14 protein-coding genes, 1 tRNA gene and 1 riboswitch are annotated in these 20,987 nt (G+C 73.2%); of the genes, 7 read left to right on the forward strand and 8 right to left on the reverse strand.

What is annotated here, in order from left to right:
• Positions 1-625 precede the first annotated feature (625 nt).
• Positions 626-1,204: a MarR family winged helix-turn-helix transcriptional regulator gene (locus tag CCN35_RS06285; RefSeq protein WP_067399489.1), complete on the reverse strand. Its 579-nt coding sequence runs from the start codon at positions 1,202-1,204 to the stop codon at positions 626-628.
• 204 nt (positions 1,205-1,408) lie between these two features.
• Between CCN35_RS06285 and CCN35_RS06290 the strand changes: the two genes are divergently transcribed.
• The gene (locus tag CCN35_RS06290; protein WP_201450925.1) at positions 1,409-2,680 is read left to right on the forward strand and encodes an MFS transporter; all 1,272 of its coding nucleotides are present in this window, start codon (positions 1,409-1,411) and stop codon (positions 2,678-2,680) included.
• A 108-nt stretch (positions 2,681-2,788) separates the two neighbouring features.
• Here CCN35_RS06290 and CCN35_RS06295 read toward each other — a convergent pair whose 3' ends face one another.
• Both CCN35_RS06295 and CCN35_RS06300 read right to left on the reverse strand, forming a co-directional pair.
• Positions 2,789-4,471, reverse strand: coding sequence for a SpoIIE family protein phosphatase (locus CCN35_RS06295; RefSeq protein ID WP_067399480.1), 1,683 nt, complete (start codon positions 4,469-4,471; stop codon positions 2,789-2,791).
• A 163-nt stretch (positions 4,472-4,634) separates the two neighbouring features.
• The gene (locus tag CCN35_RS06300; protein ID WP_086791791.1) at positions 4,635-6,008 is read right to left on the reverse strand and encodes an FAD-dependent oxidoreductase; all 1,374 of its coding nucleotides are present in this window, start codon (positions 6,006-6,008) and stop codon (positions 4,635-4,637) included.
• A gap of 394 nt (positions 6,009-6,402) precedes the next feature.
• Between CCN35_RS06300 and CCN35_RS06305 the strand changes: the two genes are divergently transcribed.
• Entirely contained in the window at positions 6,403-7,191 is a 789-nt protein-coding gene (locus tag CCN35_RS06305) for a TetR/AcrR family transcriptional regulator (RefSeq protein ID WP_086791793.1), read from the forward strand.
• 187 nt (positions 7,192-7,378) lie between these two features.
• Here the strand turns inward: CCN35_RS06305 and CCN35_RS06310 are convergent, their stop codons facing one another.
• A complete protein-coding gene (locus CCN35_RS06310) occupies positions 7,379-9,496 on the reverse strand; it encodes an asparagine synthase-related protein (RefSeq protein ID WP_067399475.1) in 2,118 nt (705 codons plus the stop codon).
• 686 nt (positions 9,497-10,182) lie between these two features.
• Between CCN35_RS06310 and CCN35_RS06315 the strand changes: the two genes are divergently transcribed.
• The 4 genes from CCN35_RS06315 to CCN35_RS06330 all read left to right on the forward strand — a co-directional run bounded on the left by CCN35_RS06315 (position 10,183) and on the right by CCN35_RS06330 (position 15,286).
• Entirely contained in the window at positions 10,183-11,607 is a 1,425-nt protein-coding gene (locus tag CCN35_RS06315; protein WP_067399472.1) for an NsdA family TPR-like regulatory protein, read from the forward strand.
• Between the two features lie 86 nt (positions 11,608-11,693).
• The gene (gene lhgO / locus CCN35_RS06320; RefSeq protein ID WP_067399497.1) at positions 11,694-12,917 is read left to right on the forward strand and encodes an L-2-hydroxyglutarate oxidase; all 1,224 of its coding nucleotides are present in this window, start codon (positions 11,694-11,696) and stop codon (positions 12,915-12,917) included.
• A gap of 97 nt (positions 12,918-13,014) precedes the next feature.
• Positions 13,015-13,869, forward strand: a complete 855-nt coding sequence (trmB, locus tag CCN35_RS06325; protein ID WP_086791795.1) for a tRNA (guanosine(46)-N7)-methyltransferase TrmB — start codon at positions 13,015-13,017, stop codon at positions 13,867-13,869.
• A 31-nt stretch (positions 13,870-13,900) separates the two neighbouring features.
• Complete coding sequence (locus CCN35_RS06330; protein WP_245863027.1) at positions 13,901-15,286, forward strand: PrsW family intramembrane metalloprotease; 1,386 nt, start codon at positions 13,901-13,903, stop codon at positions 15,284-15,286.
• A 189-nt stretch (positions 15,287-15,475) separates the two neighbouring features.
• Here the strand turns inward: CCN35_RS06330 and CCN35_RS06335 are convergent, their stop codons facing one another.
• The 4 genes from CCN35_RS06335 to CCN35_RS06350 all read right to left on the reverse strand — a co-directional run bounded on the left by CCN35_RS06335 (position 15,476) and on the right by CCN35_RS06350 (position 19,622).
• Positions 15,476-16,510: a M23 family metallopeptidase gene (locus CCN35_RS06335; protein ID WP_067399463.1), complete on the reverse strand. Its 1,035-nt coding sequence runs from the start codon at positions 16,508-16,510 to the stop codon at positions 15,476-15,478.
• Positions 16,511-16,519: 9 nt separating this feature from the next.
• Positions 16,520-16,675: riboswitch (cyclic di-AMP (ydaO/yuaA leader) on the reverse strand.
• Positions 16,676-16,935: 260 nt separating this feature from the next.
• Positions 16,936-17,009: transfer RNA gene (locus tag CCN35_RS06340), tRNA-Met, on the reverse strand.
• Positions 17,010-17,110: 101 nt separating this feature from the next.
• Entirely contained in the window at positions 17,111-18,241 is a 1,131-nt protein-coding gene (locus CCN35_RS06345; protein ID WP_067399460.1) for a dihydrofolate reductase family protein, read from the reverse strand.
• 364 nt (positions 18,242-18,605) lie between these two features.
• Positions 18,606-19,622, reverse strand: coding sequence for a glycosyltransferase 87 family protein (locus CCN35_RS06350; RefSeq protein WP_201450924.1), 1,017 nt, complete (start codon positions 19,620-19,622; stop codon positions 18,606-18,608).
• Positions 19,623-19,932: 310 nt separating this feature from the next.
• On the opposite strand from CCN35_RS06350, the gene CCN35_RS06355 reads away from it, so the two are divergent.
• Positions 19,933-20,987: sensor histidine kinase (locus CCN35_RS06355; protein WP_086791799.1), on the forward strand; the 1,055-nt coding region annotated here is incomplete at its 3' end.

The following is a 20,987-nucleotide window of genomic DNA, read 5'->3' on the forward strand; positions in this document are numbered from 1 at the left end:
ATGTGTTAAGCACGCCGCCAGCGTTCGTCCTGAGCCAGGATCAAACTCTCCGTGAATGCCTAACCGGATATCCGGTCACACACACCACGAGAGCCGGACCAGAATGGGAAGGAATCATCCCCACCCGGTCCACAGCATCCTCGCTGTGTTCTTCAAAGGAACCACGCCACCAGACAGATCCGAACCAGACCCGCCCGGTGTCGGGGCATCAACATATCTGGCGTTGACTTTTGGCACGCTGTTGAGTTCTCAAGGAACGGACGCTTCCTTCGTACTCACCCTTCACGGGCTTTCCTCCGGGCGCTTCCCTTCGGTGTTTCCGACTCTATCAGATCTTCTTGCCGATCTGATCCCCGGTCAGCGGGGTTTGTCTTCACGGCCCTCGGGCCGCTCCGACGTCCCAGACTTTAGCGGATTCCCTCGGCGATTCCCAATCGGACTCTCGGTGTTCCGATTCGAGATCGGCGAGTCCCGTGCATGAATTGTTTTTGGGCACGCCAAAAACAACCCTGCAGGGAGATCACGCTCGTGGTTGGGGTGCCGCTTGTGCGGCGGAAAGTGCTGCCGTAGAACCGTTACAGCTCTGCGGCAACCTGAGGAACTTTACGGATCCACCAGGGGGCTGTCAAGCGCCCTGGCCGAAGTTTTCGTCCAGGTCGTTGAGCCGTCCGCCGGCGTCCGGCTGGGCGTCCTCGACACGGCGGAGCAGCCTGATCAGCATCTCGCCGAGGGCCGTGCGCTCCGCCGGGGACAGGTCCTGCAGGAGGTTGCCCTCGAAGACCGTGGCCAGGCGCATGGCCTCGAGCCACTTCTCACGGCCGGCGGGGGTCAGCTCCACGATGACACGGACGCGGTTGGCCTCGTCGCGTTTCCGGGTGACCAGGCCCTCGGCGACCATCCGGTCGATGCGATGGGTCATCGCCGCCGGGGTCAGGCCGAGGCGCTTGGCGAGGTCGCTCGGGCCCATGCGGTACGGGGCGCCGGAGAGGACGAGGGCCTTGAGGACCTCCCAGTCGGCGTTGGTGATGCCGAGTGCGGCGGTCTGCCGGCTGTAGGCGACGTTCATCCGGCGGTTGAGCCGGGACAGCGCGGAGACGATCTGCTCGACCTGGGGGTCGAGGTCCTGGAACTCGCGCTGATAGGCGGCGATCTGCTCTTCAAGTGTCGGTTCGGTGCCGGCGCCGATGCCGGAGGTGTCGCCCATGGGCGCAGTATGACACGTCTTGACTTGGTGTTGAAGTCCTTAGAGATGTACTCTTCAGCATTGAAGTTTAGCTTCTAAGTGTTCACATTCGACTGCCGAGTGCTTCAACCGTCCGCAAGGAAGACCCGCAAGGGTCGAGCAAGAGCGTCAAGAGCGACCAGAGAGAAGAAAGAGGTGAACGTGACCAGGGCGATGGACACGGCGATGCGCCGGATCCATGTGGGCAACGCACTCAGCGCGTTCGGGCTCGGCTTCACCGTCCCCTATCTGTACGTCTATGTCGCGCAGGTCCGGGGGCTGGGGGCCACGACGGCGGGGCTCGTCCTCGCCGTCTTCGCCGTGGCCGCGCTGATCGTGCTGCCGTTCGCCGGCCGGGCGATCGTGCGGCACGGTCCGTTGCCGGTCCTGCTCGCCGCCCTGGTCACGGCCGCGCTGGGCGCACTGAGTCTGGGACTGGCGGCGGACGCCGGGGCCGTACTGCTGTCGGCGGCGGCACTCGGCGCCGGACAGGCCGTGATGCAGCCGGCGCTGGCGACGATGATCGTGGACTGCTCGACCCTGGAGACGCGGTCGCGGGCGTTCGCGATGCAGTTCTTCCTGCAGAACCTGGGACTGGGCGTGGGCGGCCTCATCGGGGGGCACTTCGTCGACACCTCCCGGGTCTCCTCCTTCACCCTGCTGTTCGCGATCGAAGCAGCGGTGTTCCTGCTGCTGGTCGTGCTGATGTCGACGATCCGGATGCCGCGCTCGCCGCGGACCGGGGACGCGCCGGCCGGGGCCGGGCAGCCGGCGAGGGGCGGCTGGAGGCAGCTGCTCCGGAACCGGGCCATGGTGCAGCTGTGCGTGCTGGGCTTTGTGCTGTTCTTCGCCTGCTACGGACAGTTCGAGTCGGGACTGAGCGCCTACGGTGTGGAGGCCGCCGGGGTCTCGACGTCGACGCTGGGGACCGCACTGGCCGCGAACACGTTCATGATCGTGGCGGCGCAGTTCGCCGTGCTGAAGTTCGTCGAGCGGCGGAGGCGGTCGCGGGTGATCGCGGCGGTGGGGCTGATCTGGGCGCTCGCGTGGGCCGCGGCGGCGTACGCGGGGCTCGGGCACGCCGGCCATGTGGTGGCCACGGTCGCGTTCGTGTCGACGTACGCGCTGTTCGGGCTCGGTGAGGCGATGCTGTCGCCGACGGTCGCACCGCTGGTGGCGGATCTGGCACCGGACGGGCTGGCGGGACAGTACAACTCGGCTTTCGCCCTGGTGAAACAGCTGGCGCTGGCGCTGGGACCGGCGGTGGGCGGACCGCTGGCGGCCTCGCTGCCCGGGCCGTACGTGGTGACGTTCCTGGCGTTCTCGCTGTCGATCAGCGTGCTCGCGCTGCGGTTGGGCCGGTGGCTGACGCCGGTGCAGGACCATCCGTGGGCCGCGCGGAGCCGGGTGGTCGCACGGGGCGGGCCGGTGACGGGGGCTCAGGCCACCAAGGCGTGATCCGCTGGCTCCTGTCGAGTTCCGCGCGTTCCTGCGCGTTCCTGCCGGATTCCGGCCGGGCTGTGCTCGGCCCGCCCGGCCGGTGGCCGTTCTCCGTTCAGGCCGCCGTCATCGGCTCCCCGTCCGTCCCGTGTCCTGCGGGAGCAGGAACTCGCACCAGACCGCCTTGCCCCCGTCCGGGGTTCTGCGGGAACCCCAGTTGGCGGCGATCGCGGCGATGATGGCGATGCCGCGGCCGGACTCCTCGGTGGGGCCGGCGCACCGGCGGCGGGGAAGGTGGTCGTCGCCGTCGGTGACCTCGACGATGAGGCGGCGGTCGGTGCGGCGCAGCCGCAGACGCATGGGCGGGGTGCCGTGCTGGAGGGAGTTGGCGACCAGTTCGCTCGCGGCGAGGACGCCCAGGTCGTGCAGGTCGGACGGGAAGCGCCAGCTGGTGAGCACCCCGGAGGCGAAGGCACGCGCGTGGGGGGCCGCTTCCACTCCGCCGAGCAGTTCGAGGGCCGCGTTGCGGAAGAGCTCGGCGTCCGGGCCGGTGCGGACGGGGTGCTGGAGGACGAGAACGGCCACGTCGTCGTCGTGGTCGGCCTGGACTCCGGCCGAGCGGACCAGGCGGTCGCAGATCACCTGGGGGGTGCCGGTGGCGCCGGCGAGGGCGTGTTCCAGGGCGGCGATGCCCTCGTCGAGGTCCTCGCCGCGGCGCTCCACCAGGCCGTCGGTGTAGAGGACCGCCGTGGCGCCGGGGCCCAGGGGGATCGAGCCGGAGGAGTGCACCCAGCCGCCGGTGCCGAGCGGCGGCCCGATGGGGTCGTCGGCGCGCAGGACGGTGCCGTTCTCGTCGCGGACGAGGATCGGCAGGTGTCCCGCGGAGGCGTACACCAGCCGGCCCTCGTTGGGGTCGTGGACGGCGTAGACGCAGGTGGCGATCTGGTTGGCGTCGATCTCCATGGCGAGGCCGTCGAGGAGCTGGAGCACTTCGTGCGGGGGAAGGTCCAGACGGGCGTAGGCCCGGACGGCGGTGCGGAGTTGGCCCATGATCGCGGCTGCCCGCACTCCGCGTCCCATCACGTCGCCGATGACCAGGGCCGTGCGGCCGCCGCCGAGGGTGATGACGTCGTACCAGTCGCCGCCGACCGCGCTCTCCGTGCCGCCCGGCCGGTAGGTGGCGGCGATGCGCAGGTCGTCCGGCTGTTCCAGGTCCTGGGGCAGGAGGGAGCGCTGGAGGGTGACCGCGGTCTCGCGCTGCCGGCGCTCGCTGGTGCGCAGCCGTTCGGCGGCCTCGGCGTGATCGGTGACGTCGGTGGCGAAGATCAGGACGCCGGTGCCGGCGGTGGGGCGGCCGTTCGCGGTCACCGGTGTGCAGGTGAATGTGTAGGAGCGGCCGTCGACGGCCTTGCGGGACTTCAGGGTGCGGGGTCTGCCGCTGCGCAGGACCTGGTCGAGCAGCGGGAGCAGGCCCAGTTCGCGCAGTTCGGGCAGGGCCTCGCGGGCGGGTGTGCCGAGGGGGCGTGTGCCGAAGGCCGCCGTGTAGGCGTCGTTGACGTAGGCGATGCGGTGGTCGGGGCCGTGGACGAGGGCGACGAGGGCCGGGACGCGGTCGAGGACCTCGCGTACGGGGAGTTCGTCGACGGCGGGCACCGGTCCTGGCTCGTCGGTCGGTTGCCCGGCGCGGGCCGCGGGCACGGAGCCGTCCGTCCGGCGGGCCGGGACGGACGCGTGCTCGGTCCGCGCTGCGGCGCGACGCTGTGTTCCGGGGATGCCGGGGAGCCGGGCGCTCCAGCGCGTGAAGTTCACGAATCCTTGCCTTGTGTCGTCGTCTCGGGCCGGCTCCGGGCTCGGCCGGGGATTCCGGGGCCGCGCGGCGGTGCCGCACATTCTTACCGCCCTGGGGGTGCGTCACAGCGGGAACACGTCATCCGTGGGACGCCGGGGCGTGCGGAGAAGTTCCGCTGTTCGGTCAGGACGACCCTTTCGGGTGGGTGTTCGGGTCAAGGGGGTGTTTTCCCCTGACCGCGAGTTCGAATTCCGCACGGGGGTGTTCGAGCGATCCCAGGGAGACGATCTCCCGTTGGAACAGTCCCGCGAGGGTCCATTCGGCGAGCACCCGGGCCTTGCGGTTGAAGGTGGGCATCCTGCTGAGGTGGTAGGCGCGGTGCATGAGCCAGGCGGGGAGGCCCTTCAGCCTGTGCCCGTGGATCTGTGCGACGCCCTTGTGCAGTCCGAGCGAGGCGACCGCGCCGGCGTGCCTGTGCGCGTAGGTCCTCAGGGGCTCGCCGCGCAGGGAGCGGCCGATGTTGTCGGCCAGGAGCCTGGCCTGGCGGAGGGCGTGCTGGGCGGTGGGCGGGGTCAGGCTGCCCGGTGCGGCGGCGGTGACGTCGGGCACGGCCGCGGCGTCGCCCGCGGCCCAGGCGTGTGCGACGCCCTCGACGGTCAGCCGGGCGGTGCATTTCAGACGCCCGTGCCCATTGAGCGGCAGGTCGGTGGCGGCAAGAAGAGGGTGCGGTTTGACACCGGCGGTCCACACGACCGTACGGGTGGGGAAGCGCTGCCCGTCGCTGAGGACGGCGACCCGGTCGGCGCAGGACTCCAGGCGGGTGCGGAGCAGGACCTGGATGTTGCGGCGGCGCAGCTGGGTGAGGGTGTAGCGGCTCAGCTTCTCGTCGACCTCGGGCAGGATCCGGTCCGAGGCCTCCACGAGGATCCACTTCATGTCCTCGGGCTCGACGTTGTGGTAGTAGCGCGTGGCGTAGCGGGCCATGTCCTCCAGCTCGCCGAGCGCCTCCACGCCCGCGTAGCCGCCGCCGACGAAGACGAAGGTGAGGGCGGCGTCGCGGATGCCGGGGTCGCGGGTGGAGGAGGCGATGTCCATCTGCTCGAGGACGTGGTTGCGCAGGCCGATGGCCTCCTCGACGCTCCTGAAGCCGATGCCGTGCTCGGCGAGGCCGGGGATGGGCAGGGTGCGCGAGACGGAGCCCGGGGCCAGGACGAGTTCGTCGTAGGTCAGCTTCTCGGTGCCCCCGGTCTCCTCGGTGGCGAGGGTGGTGAGGGTCGCGGTGCGGTGCGCGTGGTCGACGGAGGTGACCTCGCCGACGATGATGCGGCACCGGCCGAGGACGCGGCGCAGGGGGACGACGACGTGCCGGGGCGAGATCGCGCCGGCGGCGGCTTCGGGCAGGAAGGGCTGATACGTCATGTAGGGGGCGGGCGTGACCACCGTGATCTCGGCCTCGCCCCGCCTGAGCTCGTGTCTCATCGTCCGTTGCAGACGCAGGGCCGTGTACATCCCGACGTAGCCCCCGCCGACAACGAGAATGCGCGCGCGTTCCTTCACCTTCCCATGACGCACCGGGTGCGGTCGTTTGTCCACAGGCCCGGCACATCGTGTGACCGCCGGCCGGAGCGGCGCGGGGTTGGCCGAAATACCGCTGTGAGAGAAAAAGCACAGGTCAGCCCGTGTGGAAGGGGAACCGAAGAGGGGGCATTCCGGGCGTATACGGCTCGTGCTCCGATCGGGGGGCGCTCCGTGCGGAATCTGCCCCTTCTGAATTGACTCTCCCTCAACTATGTTCGTGTGGACGGGGTGTGGGGAGTGGTCGAGCGAGCCCGCGGAGTACCACCGGATCCCGGGGGGCGGGCCCGGTCGTGCGTGATCTCCGTTGTGCGCATCCCGGAATCGGTGACGGGGAGAGTCTCCGGGGGGAGACGTCATTACCGGGGGATCATTCATGCACATTCAGGACACTCATGGGTCCGCTGCGTCCGCCACGTCCGCCAGGTCGGCCGGGCCGGCCGGCAGGGCGGCGACCGCGGCGTCGGGCACCGGGCGCGGGGAGGAGGCCCGGTCGGGCCGGACGACGCCGCTGCGTGTGGACGCGCAGCGCAATCTCGAGCATGTGCTGCGGGCGGCACGTGAGGTCTTCGGGGAGCTGGGGTACGGCGCGCCGATGGAGGACGTGGCGCGGCGCGCGCGGGTCGGGGTCGGCACGGTGTACCGGCGTTTTCCGAGCAAGGACGTCCTGGTGCGGCGCATAGCCGAGGAGGAGATCGCCCGGCTGACCGAGCAGGCGCGGGCCGCGCTCGGACAGGAGGACGAGCCGTGGTCGGCGCTCTCCCGCTTCCTGCGCACCTCGGTGGCGTCCGGTGCCGGGCGGCTGCTGCCCCCGCACGTGCTGCGGGTGGGGGTCGCCGAGGAGCACCCCGGCGATGCGGGCCGGAAAGCCGACGGCCGGGTGCCGCAGCAGCGGTCCCGTCCGGATGGCGGGGAGTTCGGGGCCGCGTCCGAGGGCGCGGCGGCCCAGGACGACGCCGGGGCGGCGGAGCTGCTGGAGGTCGTGGGGCGGCTCGTGGAGCGGGCGCGTGCCTCGGGCGAGCTGCGGCCGGACGTGTCGGTGTCGGACGTGCTGCTGGTCATCGCCACGGCGGCGCCCGCGCTGCCGAACCCGGCGCAGCACGCCGCGGCGTCGGCGCGGCTGCTGGACATTCTGCTGGAGGGGCTGCGTTCACGGCCGGCGTGACGGTGTGAGGCCGGTGCGGCTTCGGGCCGGGAAGGCCGGGAGCCGCAGGTCTCCTCGTGCGCCGGGCCGGGGCTCGGCCGCCGGGGCGCGGGGCCGCCGCTCGGGGGCCGGGCGTCCCGGCCGGCCGTGCGGGCGCCGTTCGTGGCACCGTCCCGCCGGCCTCGTCCGGCCGCCGGGCCGGGTGCGCTCAGCGTCCGGAGGCCAGTGCGCCGCGCCGCGGGGCGATGCCCGCCGGCACCGCGCGGGCGCGTGTGGGCATGCCGGTCCAGCAGGTGCCGCGGCGGGAGAGCAGCCGGCGCAGCCACAGTTCCAGGGACACGAGGTCCGCGAGACCGTCCAGCGGGAGCGGTTCGCCCTGGGCCGCCGCGCGCACGGCCCTGCGGACCACCCGGGCCTCCACCAGGCCGGCGTCGGCGAGCAGGGGGGCGGAGAAGAGGTCCACCAGGTCGTCGGCGGCCACGCGCAGTCCCGTGCGGGCGGCGGCCGTCGACGAGGCGTGCGAGGGGGCGCCCCAGCCGGGCGGCAGCTCGCCCACTCCCGCGCCCTGGAGGACCGTGCGCAGGATCGCCGCCCGTGCGCCGGGCCGCACCCGCAGGGCCTCCGGCAGGGCGCGGCAGGCGCGGACGACCTGGTTGTCGAGGAACGGCATGTGCAGGCGCTGGGAGCGGATCTCGGCGGCCTGTTCCAGGATGCGCAGGTCGGCCGCCTGCCGGGCGAGGGCGGCACGTGCGCGGTGGTCGCCCGGCCGCTGTCCGGGTCCCGCCGCGGAACTGCTCGGCGCCCTGCGCAGACGAACCGATACTTCGGCCAGTGCCTCCCCGGTCAGCCACCGGGCCGCAGGGCCGGGTCTGGCCCAGGTGAGGGCGGCCAGCGACGCCCCCACGGCGCCCTGGGGTTCGTCGAAGCGGCGGCTGAGCAGCCGTTCGGCGAGCAGCTCGAGTCCCGTGCGGTAGGGGGTCCGTGCCAGCCGCCGCGCCGCTCGGTACACGCGTGCGGGGACCGTGATCGACCCGTCGGCCTTGGCGAGCGCGGCGACGGGTCTCACCAGGTGACGGCGCTTGCGGTCCATCAGCAGATCGGCCAGGCGCGCGGGATGGGCGTCGAGGACCTGCCGGGCGCCGTAGCCGGTGAAGTGGTCGGCGCTGCCGGAGGCAAGCCGCGCGCGGTGCCGCGCCGCCTCGACCAGGGACGGCCCCGGTTCGTCGGTCAGCGGGCCGTCGAGGTCGGCGTAGGGCAGGACGTCCTCGCCGCCGGTCACCACCACGTGGTGCAGACGCGGGCTCGCCGCGAGCGTCCCGGCGCGCTCGAGCTCGGCCTCGCGTCCGGCGGCCGTGAGGTCGTTGAAGGTGACGGCCAGCAGACGCTCGCCGGCCTCGGTGCCGTGGCCCAGGAGGGTGCCCGGTATGCCGGGCAGTCCGGCGGCCAGCAGGGCCAGCGTGCCCGAGGCCGGTCCCCCGGACAGGTCGGCGCCGATGCCGGGCACCGGCATCCCGCGGGCCGCGCGGCGTTCGGCGGGCCCCATGCCGGGCACCGGGCCGGGGTCGAGGTCGGGCACGTGGCGGGGTGCGGACAGCCGGGTGCGGACGGCCTCCACCAGCGCCTCGCGCAGCGCGTCGACCGCGCTGTCCGGGTCGGCGGGGGGTGCCGCCACCGCGAGGGAGGCGACCGGCTCGTACCCGGCGATCTCGCGCGCCCCCGCACGCAGGATCAGCGCGTGTCCCGGGGGGATGCGCCGGACGCCCTCGTAGGGCGTGGAGTCGTGCAGCGCGGCCGGTACCTCGGGGGCGGCCAGCAGGGCGGCCAGGTATCCGAAGTCGAGGTTGGCCTCGACGAGGTCGGCCAGCGGCAGCGCGGCCGTCGCATACGCCGTGCCGCCGGCCCAGGAGGTGTGGAACACCGGGCGGGCGCCGGCGAGATCGCCGCACACGGTGATGCGGCGGCCCACCCGCACCACGACGGTGTAGCTGCCGGGCCAGGCGGTCAGATGCCGCAGCGCGCCGCCGCGCGCGGCGAGCAGGCCGACCCGCAGCTGTTCGTCGGAGGCTCCGCAGATGCCGAGCACCGCGATGCTGGTCTGGGCGTCGGCCCGTACCACCCGGACCTCGTCCGGGCGCCAGTCGCCGACCGCCCACAGCGGGTCGGGACCGCCCCACAGCAGCTGGGAACCCACCGGCTGCACGGCCTGTTCGTCGTATGCGCCGTACCCGGCGTACTCGCCGTACCCGTCGTACCGGTCGTGTCCGTGGTGTCCGCCGGCCCCGGCAGTCCCCGCGGCGGCGCTGCTCCATCCCACCAACCACCGCATCGACGCCTCCACACCCTGTGGGCAACCAGTGCACCGCACGAACCGGTTCTCCATGCTGCCACGAAGGAGGCGCACGGGAGGGGATGCGGAGCCACCCTCCGTGCACTGTGTGCGCCCCCCCCGCGCACCTGTCGAACGACGGTGAATGCGCTTGCTCCACAAGGGCATTGCGACGCGAATGCGCTCCCGGATGCGCTCCCCCGACACCCTGCGCACCGTCAAGTGCCGTGGTAGGAGCGGTGATTCATCCGGAGAAGAGGGGATGTTTTCCGGCCAATTCGGCGACACGGGAACAGACGTGCCCCACGCTCCGTGCACACTGTGCGCAACGCACAGACACCAGACGGTCCGGGAGGCGGAGTCCGCCTCCCGGACCGTCCCGCCGCCCGCGGGGATGGAGGCGGCGGTGTCCCCCAGCCCACTGGATCCAGTACAGCGGGCCGACCCACGCGGGAACCATCGAACCGCTCCCGCGGTGGCCGGAGAAGAGCGCACGGGCGGGCGCACGGCCACACACCGGGAGCACGCCGCAACCCTGCGTGCAGGAGCCGTGCCTTCCGCACGGGCCACAATCCCGCCAACCGGAAGAATGCCCCTTAACGCTTGGGATGCGGCGAACTACGCTGGGTTTACGAATGCCGCGTGGTTATGCCAGCGCGGCAGCCGTCTGTGTCGAGGGGTGGCGCATGTCCAGGGAGCAACGCGGGCCGAACGAAAAGCTCGGCGCCGTTCTCGCCCTCGCGGGAATCAGCAACGCAGGACTCGCACGGCGTGTCAACGACCTCGGCGCCCAACGCGGGTTGACGCTTCGCTACGACAAGACCTCGGTGGCGCGCTGGGTCTCGAAGGGAATGGTGCCGCAGGGTGCGGCGCCGCACCTGATCGCCGCCGCCATCGGTCAGAAGCTCGGCCGTCCGGTGCCGCTCCACGAGATCGGTCTGGCGGACGTGGACCCCGCTCCCGAGGTGGGGCTCTCCTTCCCCCGGGACGTGGGGCAGGCGGTGAAGTCGGCGACGGAGCTGTACCGGCTCGACCTCGGCAGCCGCCGGGGCGGCTCCGGCAGCGTCTGGCAGTCGCTCGCCGGGTCGTTCTCCGTGAGCGCGTACGCGACGCCCACGTCGCGGTGGCTGATAACCCCGGCCGACAGTTCGGTGGCGCGCGAGGCGAGCTCCTCGGAGGGCTCCGGCGCACCGGTCAGGGTCGGCCACAGCGATGTGCAGAAGCTGCGGGAGGCCGCCGAGGACGCCAGGCGCTGGGACTCCAAGTACGGCGGCGGGGACTGGCGTTCGTCGATGGTGCCGGAGTGCCTGCGGGTCGAGGCGGCTCCGCTGCTGCTCGGTTCCTACTCCGACGAGGTCGGCCGGGCCCTGTTCGGGGCGTCCGCCGAACTCACCCGGCTCGCCGGGTGGATGGCCTTCGACACCGGCCAGCAGGAGGCCGCGCAGAGGTACTACATCCAGGCGCTGCGCCTGGCGCGCGCGGCGGCCGACGTCCCCCTCGGGGGCTATGTGCTGGCATCGATGTCCCTGCAGGCGACCTACCGCGGCTTCGGCGAGGAAGGGGTCGACCTCGCCCAGGCCGCCCTGGAGCGCAACCGGGGCCTGGCCACCGCCCGCACCATGAGCTTCTTCCGGCTCGTCGAGGCCCGCGCGCACGCACGGGCCGGTGACGCCCAGGCGGCCGGCGCCGCCCTGAAGTCGGCCGAGAGCTGGCTGGAGCGCTCCCGCGACGGCGACAACGACCCGTCCTGGCTCGGCTTCTACACCTACGACCGGTTCGCCGCCGACGCCGCCGAGTGCTACCGCGACCTGAAGGCGCCCCGCCAGGTCCGCCACTTCACCGAGCAGGCGCTGTCGAAGCCGACGGAGGAGTTCGTCCGCTCGCACGGCCTGCGGCTGGTCGTCTCGGCGGTCGCCGAACTGGAGTCCGGCAACCTGGACGCGGCCTGCGAACAGGGGGTGCGGGCGGTGGAGGTCGCCGGACGCATCTCGTCGGCGCGCACCACGGAGTACGTCAAGGACCTCCTGAACCGGCTGGAGCCCTACGGCGACGAGCCCCGTGTGGTGGAGCTGCGCGAGCGGGCGCGGCCCCTGCTGACGGCACCGGCCTGAGCCGCACCGGACACCGCTTCGGCACCGCTTCGCCTCTCGCCCCCGCGGGCCCGGCCGGTGGCACGGTGCACCATGGGGTGCAGGAGGTGGAGCGGGTGCGGGCGGAGATCGCTTACGACTGCGACGTGCTGGTGATCGGCGGAGGGATCGTCGGTCTGTCGACGGCCTACGCCCTCACGCGTGCCGCGCCGGGCACCCGGGTGACGGTGCTGGAGAAGGAGCAGGGCCCGGCCCGTCACCAGACGGGACGCAACAGCGGGGTGATCCACAGCGGGATCTACTACCGGCCGGGCTCGCTGAAGGCGCGGTACGCGGTGCGGGGCGCCGCCGAGACGGTCGAGTTCTGCGCGGAGTACGGCATCGCGCACGCCGTCACCGGCAAGCTGATCGTGGCGACCGGGCGGGAGGAGCTGCCCCGGCTGCACGCGCTGGTGCAGCGCGGCCGGGAGAACGGCATTCCGGTGCGCGAGCTGGGCCCCGCGCAGATCCAGGAGTACGAGCCCGAGGTGCGCGGACTGGCCGCGATCCACGTCGGGACGACGGGGATCTGCGACTTCACGGCGATGGCGCGGCAGCTGGCAGAGGCCTCGAAGGCGGAGATCCGCTACGGGGCGCGGGTCGTGCGGGTGGACCGGAGACCGGAGCTGGGCGTGGCCGTGCGCACCGGGCACGGCGACGTCGTGCGCGCCCGTGTGCTGGTCAACTGCGCGGGCCTGTACTGCGACGAGGTGGCGCGGCTGACCGGCGACGAGCCGCGGGTGCGGATCGTGCCGTTCCGCGGGGAGTACTACGAGCTGGCGCGGCCGGAGCTGGTGCGGGGACTGGTGTACCCGGTGCCGGACCCGGCGTTCCCGTTCCTCGGGGTGCATCTCACCCGCGGGATCGACGGCGGTGTGCACATCGGGCCCAACGCGGTGCCGGCGCTCGCGCGCGAGGGGTACGGCTGGGGGGTCGTACGGCCCCGGGAGCTGGCGGGGACGCTGGGCTGGCCCGGGTCGTGGCACATCGCGCGGCGGCACTGGCGGTACGGGGCCGGGGAGCTGCGGCGGTCGGTGTCGAAGAAGGCGTTCACCCGGGCGGTGCGCAGGCTGCTGCCCGGGGTGCGGGAGGAGGACCTGGTGCCGGCCCCCGCCGGGGTGCGGGCGCAGGCGGTGCTGCGGGACGGGACGCTCGTGGACGACTTCCTGATCCAGGAGGGAGCCCGGGCCGTGCATGTGCTGAACGCGCCCTCGCCCGCGGCGACGGCCTCGCTGCCGATCGGCCGGGAGGTGGCACGCCGGGCCCTGGCCGTGCTGAGGTCGGTGCGGTGACCGCCCCGGCGGGCGGGGCCGGACCGCCGCGGCGGCGGTCCGCGCGTGCTCCGGCCGCGCCGGTTGGTGCGCCTTTCCCCGTAAAATCGTTCCTATTGTGACTGACTCCCTGAACATCCCCCAGGCTTCCGCCCCTGGTGAGCAGCCCTCGCCCGCCCCCGGTGCGTCCGCCCGGCGCACCCGGGCCAAGGGTGAGCCGCGCTTTCCCGACGGGCCCAAGGCCAATCCGGCCGGGACGCGCTTCGAGCGGCGCATCCGGAGTTTCCAGCCGCGCCGGAGCCGGGTGACGGCGGGGCAGGCCGACGCGCTGCAGCGGCTGTGGCCCAAGTGGGGGCTGGACATCGACGGGCAGCGGGTGCTCGACCTGGCCGAGCTGTTCGGGAACACGAACCCGGTCGTGCTGGAGATCGGCTTCGGCATGGGCGAGGCCACCGCCGAGATGGCGGCCGCGGATCCGGACACCAACATCCTCGCCGTCGACGTGCACACTCCGGGTCAGGGCAGTCTGCTGAACCTCGCCGACCGGGCCGGCCTCACCAACATCCGGGTCGCCAACGGCGACGCCGTCATCCTGCTGCGCGAGATGCTCACCCCCGACTCCCTGGACGGGGTGCGCGTCTTCTTCCCCGACCCCTGGCCCAAGAAGCGGCACCACAAGCGGCGGCTGATCCAGCCGGAGTTCCTGACGCTGGCCGCCTCCCGGCTGCGGCCCGGGGCGCTTCTGCACTGCGCGACGGACTGGGAGCCGTACGCCGAGCACATGCTCGAGGTGCTGACCGCGCACCCGGACTTCGAGAACACCATGCCCGGCGGCGGTTTCGCACCACGCCCCGACTTCCGGCCGCTGACCCGGTTCGAGAAGCAGGGCCTGGCCAAGGGCCATGTGGTGCACGATCTGCTCTTCCGTCGCGTACCGCACCGGGACGCACCCGGCGACGCACCGTCGCAGTGACCCCGTCGGCGACCTCGTTAGGGTCGATGCCGTGGCCACCTCCCGCCCGTACCCGGCGCCTCCTTCCGTCCCTCCTTCTTCTGAGGCCGCTGCGCAGCACACGCACTGGTGGCAGCGCCGGTGGGTCCGGTACGGCGCCCTGATCGCCCTGCTCGCGCTCTCCGGGCTGGTCATCCTCGCCCTGGTGCGCCAGGAGACCGGTACCGAGGGATTCCTCGTCGGGCTCGGGCTCTCGGTGCTGCCCGTGCCGCTGCTGCTGGCCGTCTTCCACTGGCTGGGCCGGGTCGAGCCCGGCCCCTGGCGGAACATGCTGTTCGCCTTCGCCTGGGGCGCGTGCGCGGCGGCGCTCATGGCGATCGTCGCCAACAGCTTCGCCATCCACTGGATCGCCACGACGACCGCCGACCCCGACGACGTGGACACGCTCGGGGCGACCGTGATAGCGCCGGTCGTGGAGGAGACCACGAAGGCCGCCGCCCTGCTGCTGATCTTCCTCTTCCGCAGACGCGACGTCACCGGCATCGTCGACGGGGCGGTCGTCGCCGGGGTGACCGCGACCGGCTTCGCGTTCACCGAGAACATCCTCTATCTCGGCACCGCCTTCGACACCGACCGGCTCAACGGCGAGTGGGGCCTTGCCTCCGTGACCGCGGCGACCTTCTTCGTGCGCATCGTCATGTCGCCCTTCGCGCATCCGCTGTTCACCGTGTTCACCGGCATCGGCTTCGGCTTCGCCGCGCTGTCCGGGGAGCACCAGCGGGTGCGGCGCGTCCTGCTGCCCCTGACCGGGCTGCTGCTCGCCATGGGCATGCACGCGCTGTGGAACGGCTCGGCGTCCTTGGGCACATACGGCTTCCTCGCGGTCTACGCCGGCTTCATGGTGCCCGCGTTCGGGCTGCTGACCTGGCTGGTCGTCTGGGCCCGGCAGCGGAAGCTGAGAACCGTGCGCGAGGAGCTGCCCGTGTACGTCGCCGCCGGCTGGCTCACCCCGGCCGAACCGCCCGCCCTCGGCTCCATGCGGGCCCGACGGCTGGCCCGCAACCACGCCCGGCGCCACTTCGGCAGGCCCGCGGCGCGGACGGTCGCCGAGTACGGCAGGTACGCCACCTCGCTGGCGCATCTGCGGCACCGGGGCCGCCGGGGGCGGGCCGGTGCCGACTTCGTCCTCCGGGAGCGGGAGCTGCTGCACGAGCTGTGGCGCAGGCGGGAGATAGCGCAGCCCGCCCTGAACCAGGCGGCCAGGATGACGATGCCGGTGGCCGTGCCGCCCTGGCCGGTGCCCGGGATGCCCGGGCGGCCCGCGGGGCACGGGGTGTACGGGGCACCCGGGTGGCCGCCCGTGTGGCCCTCCGGGTACGGGCCGTACGGGCCGGTGGCACCGCCTCCCTGGTACAACCCGTACCGGACGCGGCCGTAGCGGATCCGGGGCGGTCCGCACCGGGGTCCGTGCCGGCGCGTCGGTCCCGTCCCCTGCCGGGTGCCGCTCCCGTCCTTTGCCGGAAGGAAGCCGTCGGCCGGTGCTCGTCCCGCATGCGTCGCCCCCGCCCGGCATGCGCCGGACGGGGGCGACGGTGTCGTTCAGGGGATGGTCCGCCGGGCGGACGAATCAGGGGTTGAGGCCCTTGCTGCGCAGCCACGCGATCGGGTCGATCCCGTCCGCCTGGCCGTTCGGGTGGACCTCGAAGTGCAGGTGCGGCCCGGTGACGTTGCCGGTGGCGCCCACACGGCCGATGACGTCGCCCGTGGTGACCTTCTGCCCGACGCTGACGTTGATCGACGACTGGTGGCAGAACCACAGCTCGGTGCCGTCGTCGAGGGTGAGGATCGTGCGGTAGCCGTAGGAACCGGCCCAGCCCGCCTCGGTGATGGTGCCGCTGTGGACCGCCTTGATCAGGGTGCCGGTGGGTGCGGCGAAGTCGACACCGGTGTGGTAGCCGGAGGACCACATGGCGCCGGCCTGGCCGTAGGACGAGGTGATCGTGTACGAGGAGGTCGGCAGCGTGTACTGCTTGGCCAGCTCGGCCAGCCGCGCCTCCTCGGCCTTCCTCGCGGCCTCCTCCTCCGCCTTCTTCTTCTCGGCGGCGGCCTTGGCCTCGGCCTCCTTGCGCGCCTTCGCGGCGGCCTCCTCGGCCTTCTTCGCGGCAGCGGCCTCGGCCTGTGCGAGGGCCTTGGCCTCGATCTGGGCCTGCTGCTGCTCGGCCTGCTCCATGATGCGGGTGCGCAGCACCTCGCCGGCGTCGACGGTGCCCTGCGCGGTGTCGGCGGTGCTCACCCCCACGCTGCTGAGTGCGGTCGCCGATCCCGCGGGAGCCTCGGGGGTCTCCTCGAACAGGGAGCTCACGGAGGGCAGGTCGGGCACCGAGATGGCCACCGGCGGCTTGTTGGTGTTGGCGCTGGCCATGCCGCCCGCGCCGACGGCGGCGATGACGCCGACGCCGAGGACCGTGGAGCTGCGGGCGAATCCGCCGCCGCGCTGCTTGGCGACGCGGTGCCGGCCGCGCGCCGGGCGGAGGGACTCCTCGGTGGGGTTCCACTCCTCCCAGGGTCCCTCGTCGGCACGCCGGCTGCCGTAGCCGAAGGTCTCGATGCCGTGCCGGTCCGGCACGAACGGGGCTTCTGGGGCAAGCCGGTTGGACGCCACGAAGGCGCACTCCTTTCCTTCCATCGCCTGCCGGGTTAGCTGACGGGTTCGGAGGGGAAGGTCTCCTACGCGCGTCAACCGACCGTGCTCCCACGGCGGTTGGGCTCGATTCACCCCAAGTTGTTGGTTCCCCGGCTCCCTTGCGGGACTCGGCGCACACGGAGCCGTCTCTTGTGACGGCTGGGACGACCGCGCTCTGCGTTATCGGACGTTAATAGAACCGAGGCCTCGATTCCAAGCCGTTCGGCTTGATCATTCAGCCTTCCTGGCCAGAACTTACAGCCCACGAAGGAAGAAATTGGGGCAACTTGACCCCGTGGGCCGACCACACGTCAGGAAAACCACGCGCCACTGTGTCCTACTGCACACCCGGGAAACGTTCGGGGCCGGAACCCCTCGAGGGAGTTCCGGCCCCGAATCTCCAGTAGCGGGGACAGGATTTGAACCTGCGACCTCTGGGTTATGAGCCCAGCGAGCTACCGAGCTGCTCCACCCCGCGTCGGTGCACTCCCAGTGTACGACATGCGCGGGACAGCTTGCGCACGCATTTCTCCCGGGCCCTCTTCCCGGTCCTGCCCGACTCCTCCCCCCGGGCCCCGCTCAGCCCAGCAGATGCCGGTTCGGCTCCCTGGCCGCCTCCTCGAACTCCGGCACCACGACGACCGCCGCGCCTTCGGCCGTCAGCACCCCGGCCCCGTCGGCGTCCTCGACGAACGTGTCCGGTTCCCGCCAGGCGGTGACCACCCGCCGCACCCCCGCGTCCAGAATCAGCCGGGCGCACGGACGCGGCCGGGAGGAGCGGCGGGCGCACGGCTCCAGGCTGCTGTACACCGTGGCACCGGCCAGCCGCGGATCCGCCGGGTCGACCTTGGCCAGCGCCGCCTCCTCCGCGTGCGCGGCCGGGTCGCCGGCCTCCCGCGAGTGTCCGCGGGCGAGTTCGGTCCCGTCGGCGGCGACCACCACCGCACCCACGCTGAACGCGGTCCGCGACGGCGGGCACTGTGCGGCCAGCTCGCACGCGAGCCGCAGCCAGTGCCGGTCCGCCGGCACGACCCGGTCCGCCGTGCCGGGCGCGGTCGGCTCGTAGCGCATCAGGACGACGTCCTCGATGGCCCGTGTCTCCACCAGCCGCAGCCGCCCGCCCTGGTAGGCCCCGGGCCCGAACAGCCGCGGCGCCCCGGGGTCCCCCACGAACAGCGGGGCGAGCACCAGCTGCATCTCGTCGGCGAGTTCCTGCTGGAGCAGCTGCGTGTGGACGGTCCCGCCGCCCTCCACCATGAGCCGGCGCACCCCGCGCACGTCGTGCAGGTGCTCGAGCAGCGCGCTCCAGTCGAGTGCGGCGCCCAGGGGCACCACGTCGGCGGCGATGCCCGCCTTGCGCGCCCGCCGCGCTCCCTCGTCGGTCGTGTAGAGCACCTTCTCGCCGCCGGTGTGCCAGAAGCGCGCCTGCGGATCGAGCTCCCCGGAGGCGCTGACCGCGACCTTCAGCGGATACTCCGCCCGCCCGGCGGCCACCCGGGCCGCCCGCCGCTGCGGCGAGTTCACCAGCAGCCGCGGGTTGTCGGCCCGGATCGTCCCGGCGCCGACGAGAATCGCGTCCACGGACGCCCGCACCTCGTCGACCCGGTCGAAGTCGGCGGGGCTGGACAGCAGCAGCCGCTCGGGGCCGGTGTCGTCCAGGTACCCGTCGAGGGAGACGGCGGCGGACAGCAGGACGTACGGGTGGGGCATGGACGCACTCTCCCTGGGCGGACGGTCTCGGGGCCGGCTGGCCCGGTCCCAGTCTGCGCCAGCCCGGACCGCCTCCGGGAAGCTCACGCAGGTGCACGGGCCGTACGCGGTGCCGCCGGGGCGGGCGGCACCGGGACGCACGTCCTCACGCACCCCCGCGCTCACGCACCTTTCGCGCCCCGAGACCCGTCGCAACGGCTCCGGCGGGCACCGCGCCCCGGCCCCGCAGGAACCGGCACCGACCGCCCGGCCGCCCCGCTCCCGGCCCGGCCGGTCCACGGCCCCGCGCCCCGGGAGCGGGCGCGAGGCACAGGTTCCCGGGACCGGGACTGCAGACGGAACCAGGCGGCGATGGTCACGGGCATCAGGAGGTAGCCGAAGCGGGTGGCGGGCGCCAGGCAGACGGCCAGGACGAGGGCGAGGGCCAGCCGGTCGGCGGCCACGAGCAGCGTCCGGGGGGTCTCGCCGCCAGCGACAGGGCGACGGCCACCGCGGCCAGGGCGAGCAGTGCAAGGGCAATCGGACGCCCGCCCGGCAGGAGCGCGGCGATGAGATGCCCGGGCAGCGGACTCGCGGCCGGCGAGGCGACCCGGCCCGCTCCCAGGGGGTAGAGCAGGACCTGCTCGACGAAGGCGCCCGGGGAGACGAGGACGCTCGGCACGATCAGGCCGGCGAGGACCGTGGCGGCCACCGCGCAGGCGCCCGCCGCGGCCCGGCCGCTCCGGCGCGCGGCGAGGAGGACCGGCGCGACCACCAGCACGGGCCAGGCCGTCCACTTCATCGCCGCCGCCGCTCCCGCGGCCAGCCCGGTCGCCACGGGGCGGCCCGTGGCGGCGGTCGCCAGGGCGAGGCACATCAGCGCCGTGACCGGCAGGTCGACGCCTCCGGTGGCCAGCGCCAGGGCCGGCAGCGGAAAGGCGGCCATGACCGCGAGGCCCCCGGGCGCACAGCGACCGGCGACCGTACGGGCGGCCACCCCCAGGGCGAGGCAGAACACCAGCGCGAACCACCAGCGGGCATCGGCCAGGGGGCTGTCGCCGAGCAGGGCGTGCGGCAGCCCGAACAGCGCCATGGCCGGCAGATACGGGTGGTAGTCCTCGATCCGCTCCGGCTCGGGCAGGTACGGGCCGCCGGTGCTCAGCAGCAGCGCGCCGGAGCGATGCACGACGTCGACCTCGAGCTGTCCCTGCCGGTGGGCGATCAGCCACACCATGGGCACAACGACCGCACCCGCCACGGCGACGAACGGTGCGGCCCGGCGCCGCGGGGGCGGCGCGCCGGCCGCCAGGGCCGCGGCCACGGCGTATCCGCCGGTCGCGCACAGCCCCCAGAGGCGGTGCGGCCCCAGGTCGGTGACCGCGGCCATGAGCGCGGCCGCCACCGCGCACCCGGCCCACACCACCGGCCACGGCCCGGTCCGTGTCCGGCCGAGGAGCCGTGCCCCGCCACGCGGCCGTGGCGGATCCGGGGACGCGGGAAGCGGACGGTGCGGCAACGGAGTTGACGGAGATAACGGAGTTGTGGTCATGCGCCGTGCCTTCCGAGTCGGGTGCCCCCAGTCTTGGAAGGAACGGCGCACGGCTCGTCACACCGAGCCGCGGTCTTCGGCATCAACCCGTGGTACGACACCGGCGCCGGGGATCGAACCGGACGGTGACGCGTCCGGCGGGCGGCGCCGGGAGAATCGGCGTATGCCCCGTCAGCGTCCTCCTGCCGCCCTGCGCCTGGCGGACGTGCCGCGTCGGTCCTGGTATCCGGCCGTCAGCACGGGCGTGATCGCCGCGGTGGCGGTCGTGGAGATCGCCCTGGGCCGCATCACCGCACCCGCCGTCCTGGTCACGGCGGCCGGCGCGGTGCTCCCGCTGGCCTGGCGCCGCCGCCGGCCCCGGCTCGCCGTCTGTGCGACGGTCGCCGCACTGCTCAACTTCCTCCTCCGGCCCGAGCTGCTGCTGTCCACCGGCCTGGCCGGCGTGACCGGTCTGTACGCCTCCGCGCGCAACCGCGTGCTGCCCCCGGTCGTCCTGACGGCCTGCGGGATCGCCGCAGCGGTGCTGGTCAACCTGGGCCACATCGCTCTGGGCGTCTACGACCTGGGCGGGGCCACGCCCGCGCTGGGCGCCGACGGTTCGCTGTCCTACTTCGCCGAATCGCTGGTGCTGGCGTGCGCCGTCACGGCCACCGTGGTGCTGGGGGACGCCGCCCGCAGCCGCGAGGAGTACCGCCGGGAGCGCGAGGCGGCCCGGCAGCGGTTGCTGGAGATGGAGCGCAGGGAGGCCGTGGCGGCCGAACGCGCCCGGATAGCGCGCGAGTTGCACGACATCGTGGCCCACACCGTCTCCGTGATCGCCGTACAGGCGGAGACGCACACCTACACTCTCCCGAACCTGTCCGCCGAGGCCCGCGAGGGCTTCCAGTCCATCGCCCGCTCCGCCCGCGCCTCCCTCGCGGAGCTGCGCAGCCTCGTCGACCTCCTGCGCCAGGAGGACGGCGCCACGGCCGCCTCCCCGCAGCCGTCCCTGGAGGACCTCCCCGCCCTGCTCGAGGCCCACCGTGCCGCCGGCGGGTCCGTGAAACTGCTGCTCTCCGGCTCACGGCCGCACACCACGGCGGCCGTGGAGCTGGCCGCGTACCGCATCGTCCAGGAAGCGCTCACCAACGTCCGCCGTCATGCCCCCGGTGCCCGTGCGACCTGCCGGATCGAGTACACCCCGCAGCACATCCGGGTGCACGTCGCCAACACCGCCCC

Source organism: Streptomyces thermovulgaris (assembly GCF_002155915.1).
Classification (GTDB): domain Bacteria; phylum Actinomycetota; class Actinomycetes; order Streptomycetales; family Streptomycetaceae; genus Streptomyces; species Streptomyces thermovulgaris.